We start from the raw sequence: 17,619 nt of genomic DNA on the forward strand, positions 1-17,619 counted from the left end.
CGATATTATATTTTTCGGATTTCTTAATATCTACTTAAAAGGTTGTAAAGAGGACTGCCACGGTTATCGCTGTTTTTTTTACCTAGACAAACACGCTGCATAACCGTGGCAGACCTTTCCGCTGGCACTAATCATTGATGGTATATGCATATTGCTTTGCTTTTTCATCGTAATACTTCTTCAAGGTATAGAAAGCTTTTTTCTTCTGCCCATTGTTGCTGATAAGTCCTTTTCTGTTCCAGCCATCTTTAATAAAGGCCAGGTTGCGGCGAGGAGAACGGAAGTCTACCAGCACCCAAGGTGTCGTGCCTCTGAACTGCGGGATCTTGTCTAACATTTTAAACGTTTCCCGGTACATCCAATCTTGGTAATCTTCACTCCAGCGGGTCAGACTATCGCCGAGCATATTATACTTGGCGCCACTACCAAACTCACTAATGAATAAGGGCTTATCATGTTCGTGCAAGTCCCAGTTCGTTTTACCAATACGGTCGGGCAAGGAACCATACCAGCCAATGTATTCATTAACAGATACAATATTGCTGGCCTGTGCAAACGGATCGGAGATAGTGATCGTATAATTCTCTTTATCTTCTGTGCGGTCCAGTGCGGCAGAAATAAAGCGAGTGGAATCTAATGCCAATACTTCTTTTTTCATGTTTGACAAGAACTCCAGGCGCTTGGGATCGTCGCGTGGTGTTTCGTTGGCTACCGACCAAACAATAACAGAGGCCCTGTTCTTATCTCTGCTCACCATGGTTTTCACCTGGTTCACTGCCTGCTGATAAGTATAGGGATTGTTGTAATCGATACCCCAGTACACTGGAACTTCTTCCCAAAGCAAAAATCCTTTTTCATCAGCCAATCGTGGCAGGTTTTCGTTGTGAGGGTAATGGGCCAGGCGAATCATATTCGCGTTCAATTCTTTTGCCCATCCCATCATCATTTCTGCCTCGGACTTGCTGTGTGCTCTGCCGGGTACAAAAGGATTTTCTTCATGCATGCTAATGCCGCGTAAGAAAATATTCTTTCCATTCAGGTAAATGTCTTTACCTCTGGTTTCAATAGTCTTAAAGCCAATACGATCATTGGTTTTATCGCCGTCTATCGTTAGCTGCACATCATAAAGTTTTGGACGCTCGGGATACCAACGTTTCAATTTGTTGGCAGCAAACTGGATCATAGCCTTACCGCTAGCATCGGTAGTAAATGGAACATTGATGCCCGCTTCAGCGATATTAACTGTACCCTTTGTCACACCTGGTTGGCTAACCTGCACAAAGCCTTTTACCAGTGTAGGGTTCTTTGGATCAATATTGATCTTATAGTCTTCAATGAATTGTTTTGGCAACTCGATCAAGGATACGGAGCGCGTAATGCCACCATAATTCCACCAGTCGGTTGTCATACCGGGTACACGGTCTTTTTCACGCCGGTTGTCGGCTCTTACAATGATATAGTTTTTACCCTCAACCAACAGGTCGGTAGCATCAAAATTGAAAGGATCAAAACCACCTTCATGATAACCCAGCTTCTTGCCATTTACGTATACATCTGCCCGGTAGTTAACGGCGCCAAAGTATAAGTAGACGGTATTGCCTGTTTTATGATAATTGAATTCCCGGAAATACCACAAGGTTCCTTCATAGTAAGTCAACTCTGGTTTCTGGTGGTTGAAATCGCCCGGCACTTCCAACACAGGGCTGTTGTAAAAATCATATTCCACGCGTTGGGTCTTATCGGCTCTTGAAGCATTTTGCCAATAAGGCGCAGCGGAATATTGCCAGTCACCTTTTTCATCGAATGGCACCCAGTTGCGATGATCCCGGTAGCCAGTCTCATATGGATCGATGATATAGTGCCATTGTCCATCTAACAAGGTTTGTGGACGATTAAATGCGTTTTGCAACAAGGGCTTCAAATTGTTTTGCTGCGCTTGCTGTGCAGCAGTTGAAATAACAAACAGTAAAAACACATAAGTCAATAATTTCTTCATAGTTATATGATGAGTGATGAATATCGTGAAACGTCAAACGTGAAACGTGAAAGGGGTTCTGATAACACAATCTTATTCTACCTAACAATTGCACTCTACCAATAGAGTGCTTTTTAGTTTTAATTATTAATTATTTGTTATTGATTATTGAGCATTTCTTCCTTCTTCATTCATCCTTCCTCATTCCTTGTTCGAAATTCTCTTCCATCCCTGTCAACTTTCATCAGCTAATCTTCACATCAGCTAATCAGCTAATCATCTCATGCTTTTTTAAATTCTTCGTTACGTAGCTCGCGTTTTGATGCATCGCTTTTTCCATGATCAAATCCAAGCTCCCTTTCCAACTGAATCATCTCAGCAGGCCTGAAGTTCACAATGAAGGCCCTGCGATGACCACTGGTAGCATTACCCCTGCTATAGTGCAGCGTACGTCCATGATGAAAGGTGCAGGAACCCGCCTTCAGTTCTACGGCTAATCCTTCTTCTTCAGACGCATCGCAGGTCAAGGCCCCACCGTTACCAGCAGCAAAGCGATGTGGGCGAACAGCGTTTTGATTGGAGCCAGGGACAAACCACATGCATCCATTTTCAACGGTAGCATCATCCAAGGCCAGCCAACAACTGGTAGCTCTCTTATCAGGCACATTAACCCAATAGGCTTCGTCCTGGTGCCAGGGTGTAATGGTATTGGTAACCGGCGCCTTGTTGATCAGCATATCAAAATCCATGGCCAAGTCTGCGCCCATTAATTCTTTACTAATAGCCAAGGCGCGCTGATGAAAGGGCATATTCACCAACCCCTCGACAAACTCACTCGGCCACATGATCTGCGTGATGTTCTCTACCCCTTTACTATCTCCCATGTTAGCACCCAGGTCTGAGCGCTTGGCACCTACATCAATCTGCCCGGAAAGGAAATCGTTATAGATATTTTTATACTGCTCTACTTCTTCTGGCTTAATAATATCTTCCACTACCACATACCCATTCTCCCTGTAAAACTCGATCTGACTATCGGTGAGGAATCGTGTATTCATTGTAAAGAATTATAGCGTGATTTTAATAAGTTGACCATGTATAGATTGATCTCCCACTGGTTGGCTATTGGTTGCTTAGTAAAAGGCAGCGCCGGCATATAAGGTGCCGGGCCAAATTCGGGTGTGATCGTTACATAAGGAGAGCCGGCTCTTAAATGATGTTGGATGATTGCATCCCACCATTGCAGATGTTTATTGACTGCATCCTGCCATTCAGGCAATCTTGGATCGCTGATTTGTGGACCTTGCGGATGTCCTACCCGTGCATGAATATGATCGACCCTTGGAATGATCTGATTCAGTAGTTCGTCCTGTCCTTCCAGCAAGGATTCTGAAACGGTGCAGAAATGAGAGAAGTCGCCTGTTAAGCGCATAGGCTCAACATGCTGCAGATAATACAAGGTAGACAAGGCATTATAGGCCATTTTACCCCGATGCGTTTCATGGATGATCTTTATGCCTGTTTCCTGCTGGATGTCAGCAGCCAGGTGAATTAAGGCCTTATTCTGTTCTTGCGAGAAGTAGTCTTTTCCCGTTTGCGAATTAATAAACAGAGGATTGAAGCCACTTAAATAGTACAGGTGTGCTTTCAGATTATCAGCATAGGCTTCAAACGAATAGCCATCTGCACCATATTGCTGCATGATCACCTCCAGCTCCAACTCCTGGCAAAGCTTCAGGAAGGTGTCTTTACAATTATCATTTAACTCACAACCAAACTCTACGCCATCATAGCCTGCTGCTTTCATTTTCCGCAAGGACTGATCTAAAGGCTGATCAGCCATGCCCCAAATAGGACAGAAGAATAACAACTTCATGTTACAGTTGCTAGAACTTTACCGGTTCCATTTTAGGGGTGAGGAAATGAATAACCAACCAGCCCACCAAAAACGAAAAGCCGCAAATCAAAAAGATGATATTATAGCCGGCTGTTAGGTTGTTCAGTGCTTTATAATAATCAAGGATACCGCCTATAAACAAAGGGAAGATAACACCACCGATGGCACCTGCCATACCACCGATACCTATAACCGAACTTACCGCCTTACGTGGCAGCATATCGGAAACAATGGTATAGATATTGGCACTCCAAGCAGCATTACCCGCTACAGCCAATGTTATAAGCGCAATCACCATCCACATGTCGGTCGTGTAGCGAGAGGCTATAATAGGGAGCACGCACACTGCGGAAATAAACAACGCCATTTTGCGGGCTTTGGCTACGGTCCAACCTTTCTTCATTAACCAGGTAGAAAGATAACCGCCCCCTATAGCACCTACAGTAGCCCCTGTATAGACAATGACCAAGGGAAGACTCGGCTTCTTCAGGTCTAAATGAAATGTAGTACTGAAATAAGAGGGTAACCAGAATAGAAAGAAATACCAGATAGGATCGGTAAAGAATTTACCGGCAATAAAAGACCAGGTAGGCTTAAGACTAAATAACTTGATCCATGGTATGTTCTTCTTTTCCTCCTGGCTGTATTCTGGCTCCTGATCGCTATGGATATAATTAAATTCTTCTTTTGATAGTTTCTTTTGATCAATGGGTTTTTTGTAATAATAACGCCAAGCCACTAACCAAAGAAAGCCGATGGCGCCAGTAAGAATAAAGGCTTCCTGCCAACCATAGGCACCTAATATCCAGGGCACAATGATAGGTGCAACCAGTGCCCCAATATTAGAACCAGAATCCAGGAGTCCTGCTGCCAATGCTCTCTCCTTTTTAGGAAACCATTCTGCTACGGTTTTAATAGCCGCAGGGAAGTTGCCGGATTCACCAGCTGCCAAACCGGCACGGGCGATGCCAAAACCCACGGTACTTTTTACAGCAGCATGCAGCATGGCGGCTATACTCCATATGGTTATAGAAATGGTATAACCCAGTTTGGTACCGATCTTGTCGATAATACGACCAAACACCACAAGACCAATGGCATAGGTAGCTGTAAAGGCCATCACGATATAGCTATAGTCTGTCTCTGTCCAGTTAAACTCTTTTTCGAGTACCGGCTTCAACAGGCCTAATACCTGCCGATCGAGATAGTTGATGGTAGTGGCGAAGAAAAGCAATGCACAAACGATCCATCGATAGTTTCCAACTTTTTTCTGGTCCATAGTTCATAAAAGTTTATACGGCTTCTGTTACCATTTGTCTTTTACCCTTAACGCTGTAAAACAGCAGGAATAAATAAACAGGAAAGAGAATCCAGTATGCGTTTTGGTTGTTGAAATATTTAGCTAACCAGCCATATCCTAAGGGTAATAATGCACCACCTGCAATACCCATAATCAGGATAGCTGAACCCTTGTTCAGTTGTTTTCCTTTTAATCCGCTTAATGCCTGCGGCCATATAGCAGGCCACAACAAGGCATTTGCGAGACCTAATACTGCCAGGCAGATAATAGATGCTTTGCCCGGAACAAAAATGATAGCTAAGGTGATGAGCAATCCTAATAAAGACGAATAATAAAATGCTTTTTGCTGAGAGATCAGTTTAGGAATACCTAGCACACCTCCTATGTAGCCGATCATCATACCGGCGAGTGTGAATGAGGCCAAATTCTTGGCGGTATCAAGACCAAGCCCGTGAAATAAACCATAGTTACCTATTGTATCACCTGCCAGTACTTCGGTACCTACACAACAAAAGATAGCGATAAAGCCGAGCAGGTACTGCATTTGTACACCTGATTTTTTATCCGTGATATTATCGTGCTTCTCTTCCTCTTCTACTTCAGACGTTATTTCAGGAAGGTGTGCATAACGGATAGCCATGGCAATCAGTAAAAGAATAATCGTAAGGCTGACGTAAGGGAAGATAACAGTGCGGGATAACTGATCTAACCGTAGTTGTTTAGCTGCAGGTGATAAACTAGCCAGTTCCGCAATTAACCCATCGGAGTTCTTTAAAATAATACTGCCCACTACCAATGGGGCTAATATACCAGCCACTTTATTGCAAATGCCCATGATGCTGATGCGCTTTGCGGCACTGCCCTGGGAGCCCAATAAGGTAACATAGGGATTAACGGCCGATTGCAGAATGGTAAGACCCGTGCCTACAAAAAACAGCCCTAGCAGGAACAAGGAATACATTCTGGTCAACGCTGCCGGAATAAATACCAGACAACCTGCAGCCATGATCACAAGGCCCATACTCATACCCTTTACCATTCCGGTACGCTGTAACAATTTACCAGAAGGCAAGGCCATGATGGTGTAAGAAATATAAAAGGCAAAGGTTACCAGGTACGCCTGCCATTCTTCCAACTCGCAAGCAATACGCAGGTAAGGGATCAAGGTGCCGTTTATCCAGGTGACAAATCCAAAAATGAAAAAGAACGCACCGATAATTACAATTTTTCTACCATTACTTTCCTCTTTGGAAACAACCAATGGCGCATTGACTGATAAAGTCATAATTTACTTTGTTATTTTTTCTACTGCCGATTGAACACTACCAAATTCTAACAGGAGTCCCCTTGCTTCCTCATAATCCATGATACCTGTTTTCTCCATCAACATTTTTGTACCTCTATCCACCAATTTGTCATTGGAAATTTGCATATGCACCATACGGTTATCATATACTCGTCCTCTTCTGATCATAACAGCGGTTGAGATCATATTCAGGACCATTTTTTGCGCCGTTCCACTTTTCATACGGGTGCTGCCTGTAACAAACTCTGGTCCCACGATCACTTCAATAGGGTAATCGGCATGTTTTGCTACGATGGAGTTAGGATTACAAACAATGCATCCCGTTTCAATACCCTGTTCGCGACAATGCTTCAAAGCGCCCCATACGTATGGTGTGGTACCACTGGCAGCAATACCGATGACCATATCGTTTACAGAAATATTATACTCCTGTAGATCGCGCCATCCTCCTTCGGGGTCATCTTCTGCATCTTCAATACCGAAACGTAGTGCTTCATCACCACCCGCCATAAGGCCTACTACAAGGCTTGCTGGCACACCATATGTTGGTGGGCACTCACTGGCATCCAATACACCTAAACGACCGCTGGTACCAGCACCAAGATAAAATAAGCGACCACCTTTTTCCAGCTTTTTTACGGTGGCTTCAATCAGGTTTTCCACCTGCGGCAACACTTTCTCTACTGCCTGAGCCACTTTTTTGTCTTCCTCGTTTATATGCTTCACTATGTCTTTAACCGACATCTGTTCCAGATGTCGATAATAAGATGGTTGTTCCGTAATTTTTTCTGCTTGCATATTATTTTGATTTCAATCACCATTCTTTATTATGAGTTCACTTGTTTACAAGTTCACTAGTTCACCTGTTTGTTATGGACTACAAAAGTTTTTGCAGCCTGTTGAAGCCATTTGTCTGAGCGTGCAAACCTTTGTAGTCTTTCTGCAGTCTTTTATCTTGTGTTCACTGGTTTACACGTTCACTTGTTAGTAGATTGGAATTTGTGAACAAGTAAACTTTACTACGAACGCTGCAATTGAAACTAGTCTTACCTCACTGTTGCCGGATCAAATAAAAGCGGGTAAAACTGCCCTTCCATTTTCTGACCTTTAGCAATACTGGGTGTTGTTGGCAATAATTCATTATCCGAATTAGATAAGGTACCATCTGCAAACACATTCAGCACAAACGCGCGTCGCGCCATTGGCGATTTGTTGGAATACGAACCATGCACCATTAAGGGATGATGAAAAGCGGCGTGGCCTTTTTTCAATTCAATAGGTATGGGTTTAAATTGTTCTTTCTGTTCGTCCGTTAAATACTCCATTAACCCTTCCATATCACCGGCCAATTCCGGCTTATCCAACAATCCCCAGTTTTGACTGTAAGGCACATAATACAAACAGCCGTTATCTACGGTAGCATCGTCCAGGCCCACCCAGCAAGTCAGATGTTGCAATGGTGTTGTACGGGTCCAGTAGGAATAATCCTGGTGCCAGGCCACAACACCACCGTGTAAGGCTGGCTTGCAGAAAAGCTGGTCGTGCCAGAACCGTACACCACGATCGCCAAAAAGCTGGCTAGCGGCCATCACAAAAGCAGGGTTCCAAAGGATGTCATGAAAACCTTCGGTAATGCGCCATGCACCCAGTGCATGAAACAAAACAGTATTTGGATCGGACGATTCATTGGAAGCAAACTGGTAAAACAGCGAGTTACCCGGATGTGAAGGATCTGCAATCTCAGCTAATTCTTCTTTCAGTTTCTCAATCTGCTCTTCATCCAACAACTTAATATTGCTGACATATCCATATTCATTATAAAACTCAATCTGCTCTTTTGATAATTTATATTGTTCCCATTCGGCTGCCGAAGACGGCCATTTGAACATATTGGAAATTAATCGATGTACTTTAGATAGATCTTGTACCTGAATTGTTTCCATACTATTGCGTTTAGATGAATTAGTAAGTTAATAAGAAACTGCAACTGGTTGTACACAGGCTGCGCTTTCCTTATCCAGGAATAAAATAGCATTGGGATGTGTACGTAAAATCGTAGACGGATGACGTTCTGTTATCTCATCTTCCAAGGTATGATAAACAGCCTTGGCTTTTGTGGGACCAGGCACCATACAGAATATGTAGTTCGCTTTTAATAAGGCTGGTATAGTAAGCGTTAGCGCATTGATTGGTATCTGCTCCACACTTTCAAAACAGCCTTCATTTACCTGTTGTTGTTTACAGGCCTCATCAAGGTCCACTACTTTCACCTGGCTTTTGTCATTGAAGTCTGCCACGTGTGGGTCATTGAACGCAAGGTGGCTATTCTCCCCGATTCCCATACAGGTAATGTCTACCGGGTTTTGTTCCAGCAGTGCTGCATACCGCTCGCATTCTGCTTGGATATCCGTTACATTTCCCTTCAAATAATGTACCTGGTGAAAAGGTACTTTGTCAAAGATCCGATGTTTCAGAAAGGTACCAAAACATTGCGGATGACCGTCGGGCAATCCGATGTATTCATCCATGTGAAAAGCATTGATCCGGCTCCATTCTAGCGGTTCTTTTGATAAGGCATCCAGAAATTCATTTTGTGAAGCCGCTGCTGCAAAAATGATATTTACGAAAGGCTGCTGCTCTAATAAAGTTCTAATCTTGTTTGCAGCCATCTTTGCCGAGAAGTTTCCCATTTCTTCCCTGTTATTATAAACGCGCACTTGTAACTTATCCACTGTTAGTTCTGTCATGATTATAAACTTATGTATACGGAATTTGGTATCGAATAGTGTCTCTCAATTGAGGAATACAAGAAGGCTGTAAACCTTGGTCTGTGATGATGTTTTATTTTAATCCCGCTTATTACTTTCAGCTTGCCAAATAACGTATCTAAGTCTGCCACGGTTACTAAGCCGTTTCCCGACAAGTAGTCAGAGCTAAAAACCGTGGCAGACCGCAACGCTCTCCTCAGACTGAAAGCAATAAGCAGATGGATTAATTTATGTTTTAGAATCTCATTTTCACACCGGTTCTTCCAGAGAAAGAATAGTATTGTAATGTGTAGATTCTTGAGCGATCACCGAAGTAATCAATCTGAGGGGCGTTGGTTAAATTCACCACCTCAGCATACACGGTTACTCTTTTTGATAATTTTAGTGAGGTATTCAAATCTACCTGAACACGATCATTGCGGATCACATCGCTGGCATCATTAGCGCCCAATGAAACGGTATAGGACCCATTATAGTTAACATTTCCCTGAAGCGTAAAGCCTTTGTAGTTATACGAAAGTGATCCATTGGCTGTATGTTCAGCTTGTCCTGGCAATCTTAAACCCTTTCTCAATTGTGCATCTGCTTTTGAATGTGCATAGGTATAGTTTGCATACAGAGATATGCCTTTAAGAACGCCTGGCAAGAAAGTAAGGTTGGCCTGTGCATTCAATTCCAAACCATACACTTTGGCGGTATTACCATTATACGTTTTGGAATATATCCAATTCTGGTATTGGTTAGCCCCTTCAAACTCGTCTCCTTTAAGTGTAACCACGCTTAGGTACTGGAACTTGTCAATATTCTTATGGAAGGCTCCAATTGACAAAATACCCAGGTTCTTCAAGTAATGCTCAAAAGAGAAGTCCAGGTTTCTGGCAAATGCAGGCTGTAATTCAGGATTGCCATCTGTCACTGTTTGGTTTAAAATGGCCACCACGCGGCTTGGCACCAGGTCAGGGAAGTTTGGTCTTGAATATCCAAATGATAGTGCTCCGCGAATCAACGTGTTCTTAGAGATATCATATTTGGTTTGCAGGTTTGGCAAAAACTTGGTGTATGAATTTGTTTTATTTGAAGGCACAGAAGATGTAAGATTACCTGCAGCATCCTGGTTCACAAGATTGGCATCATAATCCACAGAGGTGCGCTCTACACGCAAACCACCTAACAACATCAGCTTATTGAACTGAACGCGGTTCATTAAATAACCCGATGTTACATTCTCTGTAGCATCATAGAAATAGGTGGCGATGCTAACAGCTGTAAGATTGGGGCTAAACGTAAACTGGCCTTGGTTGTTTTTGAAATAGTTAATAGTAGCGTCTTTGTTTACCGCTCTGCCAAAATTCAGGTGACCATCTAACAGATCGTCAGAAAGTTCTTCTTCACCCAGGAAGTTGTTCAAGCTTCCATTGGCAGCAGTACCTGAGTAATTGGCAACAAACGTACTTGCCGGACGGTAGCGATCATTTTGCATGCTCTTTGTCTTAACGCCTGCTTTAAACGTAGCATCGTTATTACCCCACTTGTAAGGAAGCGTCATATTTAAGCGGCCTACAAAGTTGCGACCCTTGGTATTGAAGTTGTTACCCTCAATAGTATTGTACGTAAATAAGGAACCATTGTTTTTCCAATCGCTGGTACTAACCGCCTGGATATAGTCGCCAGATAAGTTATCAATTGTCAACGGAATATTACCGGTGATGAAATTATATGTATTGGCTTCCTGCTCCAGTTGTGTAGTGGTATAGAATAATCCTGCATCCAGTTTTACCTTTTTAATGGCTGTTTCACCCTCCAGGCTAAAGTTCAGGTTAGCGTTATCCATGGTTCTTTCCATGAGCTCATTGTAAGAACGTCCTTTTGTAGTAGTATAAGGGCCGGTAGCTGTTTTGGTAGTATTAGCTGTTTGCATACGCGTACGCTTGCGATAGCGGGTAGCTTCATTATCCAGCTCATTATAGGTTACGTTAGCTACTAAAGAAGTAGTAGGGTTGAAGCTGTAGTCAACTGTTGCAGCAGTACCCTTACGTGTACGCTCATTCTCCAGGTAAAGCAGACGAATATCAGTAGGGAATAAAATGGTTCCTTTACCATCATTGAAGTTCTTCTCCTGCCAAACCTGGGCATTCAATTCATCATAGCCATTAACTGTTTTGTAGTAGCTGGCAGAAAGGGCAACACCCAACTTTCCATTTGGAAGTTGATCTGTACTAAAGAAACGTTTTCCAAAATTGGCACTACCAATACCATTAAACTTCTTTCGCAAATTATTAAAGCCGCCACCCAGATCAAGGGACAAACGAGATTTCAGGCTGGTGGCTGTAGGTGTTTTTAAATTGATGGCGCCCGCAATGGCATCACCATCCTGATCTGGAGTCAAGGTTTTAATAACTTCCATTGAAGAAAGAATATTGGCAGGCACCAGATCCAATTGAGCATTACGTTGTCCCTCTTCTCTTGAGCCCATTATCTGCTCACCGTTTACGTTGATGTTAGTGAAGTTTCCAGGCGTACCTCTTAATTGAACGGTAGAACCTTCGCCTTGCTCACGACCAATAGTTACACCTGGCAGACGTTGCAAAGCTTCAGCCACATTCAGATCCGGAAAGCGTCCCATTAGATCCGCAGAGATAACTTGTTTAATATTATCAGCATTCCGTTGCTGGTTCAACGCTTTTTGCTGCCCTTCACGGAAAGAAGAGATCGTTACATTACGGAGGCTTGCTACATTGGAGCTAAGCTTCACTTTCGTATTAACGGTTTCACCATTTTTCACTATTACCTCTATTTCCATAGGCTTAAAACCCATGTAGTTGGCAACCAGTACATGTTTGCCCGGCGTTATATTCAAGAAAGTGAAGTTTCCGGCCAGATCGCTGGTAACACCTTGGTTTGTTCCTTTGATCAAAATAGAGGCGCCCGGCAATGGTCCTCCGTCAGCATCAGTAATTTGTCCTTTTACGTGTCCATTTCCGCTCTGGGCAACCGCAGTGATGGAGTAACCAGTGCACAATAGTATGAACAGCAAAATTGCCGTCAGGGATTTCTGAATCCATTGTTTCATTTAACAGAAGTTTAGTTGGTGAAAGAATTAATGAGTATGTAGTTGATTAGAATATAGCAAGCTGTGTAGTGATACGTGGTGAGGTTAATTTGACTCCTTACGCTCCGTATTTGAATTTTAAGTAGTCTGTTAAGAAGCGAAGGCCAAAACTGGTTCCAATATCCCTGTTTACTAACCATACCTTGCCATTGCGAAGGCGGGTTCTTGTTTCCAGTACAGCACCTCGCAGGTTAGGATCGGGATGCTTTACATCGTAGCGGTTATTCATGAGCCACACCGCTGATCTTTCGATGTTTTGTTCAAACTCTTTATAACCGTATTTAGAAAGCTGCATCCATAATATACCGGCAAAGGCTACGGACGAACCGGTGGCTGAACCTTTATCGGGCTGTCTGCCATTTAAGTAATTATCATAGAAAATAGTTCCGTCTTTCAATTGGGCTTTAGCAAAGGTTCTTGCTGTATTGGCTGCAGCATCTAAATATCTTTTATCCTTTGTCAGTTCGTAACCTTTTACTAAAGATTCGGCATACCATAGTGAAAAGCGTGGATGGAATGATTGTTCTTCTATAAAGTTTGGCATGAACTGCATCCATACCCCTTCCTTGCCCTGCTTCTCTACTAAGCTATTACATAGGTTGATGTAGGCTTCTTTGAATTTATTGTCTCCAGAAAACTCGTAAGCATCCATGAATAACCATCCTTCTGTATTAGGGCGGGAAACATCGAATAGCTTTTGATTGGGCTTATCTTTCCAGAAAGGGCTTTTCTCTTTCAGCACCTCGCCGGTCTTTGCATCAATATTATCATAACATACGCCCGCTTCAGCATAGTACATATTATTCAACATCCATGCAGCAGCTGAAGTAGCTACTTTGGCGTATTTCTGATCTTTTGTAACACGGCTTAACTCATAGATACCCGGCGTGCCATCTGATACGGTAGCAAATACGATAAAGTCTTCTCCTATTACATCGCCATGCTTTGCAGCAACCATTCCCTTCAGCACGGATTGATCTTTTATTTCCATACCAACCCAATAATCGCCTCCTTTTTTAGCAGCCTGCAAATAAGCTTTGTTACCCGTTTGTTTGTAGGCAGCCAATAAGGCATATACGGCCTGTCCTGTATGCCAAGGCACTTCATAATCGTACCACTTACCTTCTGTAAGGTTATAATCACATTTTGACTTTCCTTCTTTATCTAAAACCGTATTGGCTATATAATCGGCGGATTGTTTAATGGCAATTTTCAGATCTTCCTTTTTAACCTGTGAATAGCCACTTACTGACATCAGCATGAGTGAACCTGTGCCGAGTGAAAACATCCATTGCTTAATCCGCTTCATAAGTAGTTTTTTTAGGATTGAGTTGATATTTGTGTTTATGAGTTGTTACAGATAAGTCTTTATCAAGCCGGAAGGTGAATGTCCAGGGATGGCCTTCTTTTTTGGGCAGCTTCATCAACAGGTGATTTACTCCTGCCTTTAAGGTAAGCGTCATGGATCTTTCCTCACCATCTGGCTGTCCGCCGTTTATACTGCTAAAAACATTTTCTCCATTGCAGAAGATCTCTCCGCCATCATACGCCGCAAAAAAAGCCTTTACTGTTATCGGATGTTCTACCGTGATGTTGCAGTAAGCATATACCAGTGAAGAGTTGGGGGATTTATAATTTTCGTCAAGATCAATTACGCCACCATCCTGTGAAGCATATTTTTGCCAACGGTACGCTATGCCCTGGTAGTGTATAAAATCACCTGGTATGGGCGGCTTATTGTATTCCGTATTCTCTGAGTATAAAAAATCGGGGATCTTATCTTTTGATGAGAAAGGAAATGGTCCACCGAACATCCAGTTCTGAAAATAATATTCCGGGCTTTCTTTGATATTAAGACGAACATGAGAAACTTCTGGCAATTTGGTCTTTGCTTTCAAAGCTGTAATGGCCGCATGAAGATTACCAGAAAGCTGTTTTAAATCATTAATTCGTTTGTCATAGCTATCCAGTACCACATTCAACGAGTAAGGCTGATTTTCTTTTAACCAGGCTGTTCGAAATTGCTCCTTTAGTAGCAGGTGCCGAAGTGCAATTTCCATTACCTTCTTATCTGCTTCCATTAAAACAGCTATGCTATTTTGAGGTGTTGCATTGGATAGACTAACGGCTTTATAATATTTCTGTGCTACATCTGCCAGCTGAATTCTTGTATCGATAATTAGACGGTATTGATCGATGCCAAATTGCAGTGTGCTAATATCAGTTCTATGGCTTTGGGGATTGGCAGCTGCCAATAATTGGTCGGCAGCTGTAATAATGGTAAGAGCGTCTTTAGCAGATGTATTGTTTACAATCAGTTGTTGTCCGCTATCCGGCAGAATCTTTTGTCGCCATACCTGGTCATTCAGGTTATAAGTGATAGGAAGCGCTCTTAGCTCCATCAGTTTATTCAAGGCCTTTACATAAGCGCCATTGTCCGTTCCATAAGCCGCTTTTTCATATCGGTTATCAAATGAACTTTCCCATTTGGGATCTGCATTCCAGCTTTTATCTGCCGCTACATATACACCGTACCAGTCGCCAGAGAAAAGATAAGTTCCGCCATCGTCCCAGACAGTGGTAATAACACCAGCGGCACCATGCTTTGCGGCGTCGTTAACAAAATACCTGATGTTTGAACTTGCCATTGTCATATCGGGAAACATCCGGTAGGAATTCAAAATACCGGGACAAACCATGAATTGTAAGCCGCGTTTTTTAAAAGGAAGAATCAATTTGTCGTAGGATTTGTTCTCGCTATACTCCCAGGTCCCGTAGATGACATCCTTTGGTAGCATATCCAATACTTCTTCATGTTGCAATGCCACATCGCCCCACATTATCATTTGTTTATTGTGTCGCTTTACAATATCATATAAGAACTTCAGATGATCGGCGTAAAACCTTGCTGCACCTATACTGTCAATGTATTTTTTAGAGCGGCCTTTTGTCAGATCAAAGGTTTCATCGCAGTTCACATTAAAATAAGGTGATCCGAAGGCATCACATAATTCGCCAATAACATTTTCCAGAAACTTTCTGGCTTTGGGATCAAGCGGCGAAATCAATGTGGAAGTTTCACCCATGGATTTGTATTGAGGAAGCGACAGTATTTTTTCGAAATGACCAAAGGACTGAAAACTACCTATCAACTGTATGTGATGCTTGGTAGCATAGGCAGACAGTTCTTTTATTTGAGGTATGGTCAGCTTACCGCTATCAGGAGCAAAGTCCGGGTGGGAAAGAGGTTGAACGACATGCTCAATATAAAAAGAGAGGCCATTGACCTTTATTTCGGCCATACGTTCAATCTGTTCTTTAATATAATTAACAGTAGATATAGGACCGCGGCTGATGTCATCAAAGATCACGCGGTTGGGAAAGGATGGCCAGTCTACTATATTCACTTCCTTGTTCCAGCTGGCGCGAATTAATTGTTTAAGACTTTGCAAGCCATAGAAAAGACCTGTTTCAGTATTGGCAGCCAGTATGCTTTGTTTCTTATTTATTACTAATACATAACCCTCTTTACCAATCTTATCCATACGTGAGGCCGCGTATTTCATCACCTCGGCATCAAACTTTTTATCCTTACCCAGGATCCCCACGTTAATGGAGGTAACAGCTTTTAATGAAGGTGCTGTTTTAGAACGAAAGGCCATCCAGTGCTCCGAAAGCCTATTGACTACATCTTTATTTACTAAGCGGAAATTAAGGGAGAGGTTTGAAGAAATTGCTACCTGGCTATTACTTGTTTGTACGTATTGTGGATACGGCAATACCGGCAACTCTTTAGCAGCTACAACAGTATCCTGTAGCAAAAGAACAAGTGACAGTAACAAGTATATATAGCATCCCTTCTTCATTACCTGGCTTTGAGAAATGAATCAATTTGACTGTACCAGCAGGCACAGTATTAACATGTATAAGCGTGGATTAAAGCAATCGTTCGTTTAACAAAATCGTTTACTTCACTAATGTAACATTAATTTCCGTTAACGTACACGATAAGTAGCAACTTTTTTTCTAATATTTAAATATAGTTGACAATAACTGCTTACTATTTATTTGTAAATAGGTTTCTACAAGCATGTCTTACCGGTATCAGAGACCATTAGTTGGTATAAAATGTATAGTTATAACGCGTGATAATATCAATAGGCATGAAGGTGAGACTTTCAATATCGGCACCCATAACCAGTGTTTGGTAAAGCGTCATTATAGCGCGGTACCCCTGCTCTTCAGGCTTATGGGAAATCAAGAAATCGATGGTGCCGCTTTCAAGGTATTTTACATTCTCTTTCAATATATCGTAGCCAATCAACAACACATCCTCAATGCCCGACTTCACAAGAAAAGCAGCAACAGCAGAAACCCTTGAATTGGTTACAAAAATCGACTTGATCTCTTTTTGTTCTGCAAACAGGGTTGATAGTTGTTTTTCAACCGAGCGGGCGTTTGTCTGACGAATACTTAACGTAGTGATATCCGCCTTTTTATTATTATCCTTAAAATAATCTTTAAAGCCTTTTTCCACCTGGCTATCCATTTCAGCTTCTGAGATATTCAAGAACAGGATCTTTGATTTATTAGCTGTTCCAAAATCAATCAGGTGCGCCGCCTGGTAAGCACTGTGATACATATCCGGGCCTATGTAACAAAGTCCCTGCTGATCTGACAAAGGCGTATCAATTACAACAACAGAGATATCTTTTGCCTTACAGGCATTTGCAAAACCGGATGCCTCTTCGTTGAATAAGGGTGATAACAAAACACCATTTGGCTTTTTAGCAATTACTTTTTTTGCCTGTTTAATAAAGGATTCCCGATCCTTCAGATCAAAAAAATAGGTAGTTACCGATATGCCGTACCTTTTAATTTCTGCCTCAGCCCGCTGTATACCTTTTAATGGGCCTTCCCAGAAATCGGTTTCTTTAGATATATGCGGAATAAGTACAGCAATTTCAAATACCTTCTTTGACGCCAGCCGGCTTGCCAAAACATTTGGCTGGTAGTTCATTTCCTTTATGATCTCATTGATCTTCTCACGTGTCTTTTCAGACACACCTTCCCTGTTATGGATAACGCGGTCTACAGTACCAATGGATACATTTGCTCTTCTTGCAATTTCCTTAACACCGAAAGGTTCCTGAGCTTTTTTCTTCATGTACGTTACTATTGATCTTCAATTATTAAATACACAGAATGGGAAGCGCAACGTTTTAAACTGCTGGAATACATTTGAAACGAACACCACACATTTC

Annotated in this window: 12 protein-coding genes; all 12 read right to left on the reverse strand. The window is 42.3% G+C overall.

Going from position 1 to position 17,619, the window contains the following annotated elements:
• Positions 1-127 precede the first annotated feature (127 nt).
• Complete coding sequence (locus tag SY85_RS14160; RefSeq protein ID WP_066405553.1) at positions 128-1,996, reverse strand: glycoside hydrolase family 2 protein; 1,869 nt, start codon at positions 1,994-1,996, stop codon at positions 128-130.
• A gap of 260 nt (positions 1,997-2,256) precedes the next feature.
• Positions 2,257-3,033 (reverse strand): phytanoyl-CoA dioxygenase family protein, encoded by a 777-nt coding sequence (locus SY85_RS14165; RefSeq protein ID WP_071890992.1) that lies wholly within the window; start codon positions 3,031-3,033, stop codon positions 2,257-2,259.
• Positions 3,030-3,851 (reverse strand): sugar phosphate isomerase/epimerase family protein, encoded by an 822-nt coding sequence (locus SY85_RS14170; protein WP_066405554.1) that lies wholly within the window; start codon positions 3,849-3,851, stop codon positions 3,030-3,032. The genes SY85_RS14165 and SY85_RS14170 overlap by 4 nt, the downstream gene beginning before the upstream one ends.
• A gap of 10 nt (positions 3,852-3,861) precedes the next feature.
• Positions 3,862-5,151: an MFS transporter gene (locus SY85_RS14175; protein WP_066405555.1), complete on the reverse strand. Its 1,290-nt coding sequence runs from the start codon at positions 5,149-5,151 to the stop codon at positions 3,862-3,864.
• 13 nt (positions 5,152-5,164) lie between these two features.
• The gene (locus SY85_RS14180; protein ID WP_066405556.1) at positions 5,165-6,457 is read right to left on the reverse strand and encodes a sugar MFS transporter; all 1,293 of its coding nucleotides are present in this window, start codon (positions 6,455-6,457) and stop codon (positions 5,165-5,167) included.
• Positions 6,458-6,460: 3 nt separating this feature from the next.
• Positions 6,461-7,276 (reverse strand): N-acetylmuramic acid 6-phosphate etherase, encoded by an 816-nt coding sequence (gene murQ, locus SY85_RS14185; protein ID WP_066405561.1) that lies wholly within the window; start codon positions 7,274-7,276, stop codon positions 6,461-6,463.
• Positions 7,277-7,524: 248 nt separating this feature from the next.
• On the reverse strand, positions 7,525-8,421 hold the full coding sequence (locus SY85_RS14190; RefSeq protein WP_066405563.1) for a phytanoyl-CoA dioxygenase family protein: 897 nt from the start codon (positions 8,419-8,421) through the stop codon (positions 7,525-7,527).
• Positions 8,422-8,448: 27 nt separating this feature from the next.
• Positions 8,449-9,225, reverse strand: coding sequence for a glucosamine-6-phosphate deaminase (locus SY85_RS14195; RefSeq protein ID WP_066405565.1), 777 nt, complete (start codon positions 9,223-9,225; stop codon positions 8,449-8,451).
• 256 nt (positions 9,226-9,481) lie between these two features.
• Entirely contained in the window at positions 9,482-12,316 is a 2,835-nt protein-coding gene (locus tag SY85_RS14200; protein ID WP_066405570.1) for a TonB-dependent receptor, read from the reverse strand.
• Between the two features lie 97 nt (positions 12,317-12,413).
• Entirely contained in the window at positions 12,414-13,664 is a 1,251-nt protein-coding gene (locus tag SY85_RS14205) for a glycoside hydrolase family protein (protein ID WP_099459388.1), read from the reverse strand.
• Positions 13,651-16,221: a glycoside hydrolase family 20 zincin-like fold domain-containing protein gene (locus tag SY85_RS14210; RefSeq protein WP_066405572.1), complete on the reverse strand. Its 2,571-nt coding sequence runs from the start codon at positions 16,219-16,221 to the stop codon at positions 13,651-13,653. The genes SY85_RS14205 and SY85_RS14210 overlap by 14 nt, the downstream gene beginning before the upstream one ends.
• A 248-nt stretch (positions 16,222-16,469) precedes the next feature.
• Positions 16,470-17,522, reverse strand: coding sequence for a LacI family DNA-binding transcriptional regulator (locus tag SY85_RS14215; RefSeq protein ID WP_066405574.1), 1,053 nt, complete (start codon positions 17,520-17,522; stop codon positions 16,470-16,472).
• Positions 17,523-17,619: the final 97 nt, after the last annotated feature.

Origin of the sequence: Flavisolibacter tropicus (assembly GCF_001644645.1) — a bacterium.
GTDB lineage: Bacteria > Bacteroidota > Bacteroidia > Chitinophagales > Chitinophagaceae > Flavisolibacter > Flavisolibacter tropicus.

Excerpts from the sequence above, each read along its gene's own strand:
- SY85_RS14160 (WP_066405553.1), bottom strand. The coding sequence starts at position 1,996 with ATGAAGAAATTATTGACTTATGTGTTTTTACTGTTTGTTATTTCAACT.
- SY85_RS14165 (WP_071890992.1), bottom strand. The coding sequence starts at position 3,033 with ATGAATACACGATTCCTCACCGATAGTCAGATCGAGTTTTACAGGGAG.
- SY85_RS14170 (WP_066405554.1), bottom strand. The coding sequence starts at position 3,851 with ATGAAGTTGTTATTCTTCTGTCCTATTTGGGGCATGGCTGATCAGCCT.
- SY85_RS14175 (WP_066405555.1), bottom strand. The coding sequence starts at position 5,151 with ATGGACCAGAAAAAAGTTGGAAACTATCGATGGATCGTTTGTGCATTG.
- SY85_RS14180 (WP_066405556.1), bottom strand. The coding sequence starts at position 6,457 with ATGACTTTATCAGTCAATGCGCCATTGGTTGTTTCCAAAGAGGAAAGT.
- murQ (WP_066405561.1), bottom strand. The coding sequence starts at position 7,276 with ATGCAAGCAGAAAAAATTACGGAACAACCATCTTATTATCGACATCTG.
- SY85_RS14190 (WP_066405563.1), bottom strand. The coding sequence starts at position 8,421 with ATGGAAACAATTCAGGTACAAGATCTATCTAAAGTACATCGATTAATT.
- SY85_RS14195 (WP_066405565.1), bottom strand. The coding sequence starts at position 9,225 with ATGACAGAACTAACAGTGGATAAGTTACAAGTGCGCGTTTATAATAAC.
- SY85_RS14200 (WP_066405570.1), bottom strand. The coding sequence starts at position 12,316 with ATGAAACAATGGATTCAGAAATCCCTGACGGCAATTTTGCTGTTCATA.
- SY85_RS14205 (WP_099459388.1), bottom strand. The coding sequence starts at position 13,664 with ATGAAGCGGATTAAGCAATGGATGTTTTCACTCGGCACAGGTTCACTC.
- SY85_RS14210 (WP_066405572.1), bottom strand. The coding sequence starts at position 16,221 with ATGAAGAAGGGATGCTATATATACTTGTTACTGTCACTTGTTCTTTTG.
- SY85_RS14215 (WP_066405574.1), bottom strand. The coding sequence starts at position 17,522 with ATGAAGAAAAAAGCTCAGGAACCTTTCGGTGTTAAGGAAATTGCAAGA.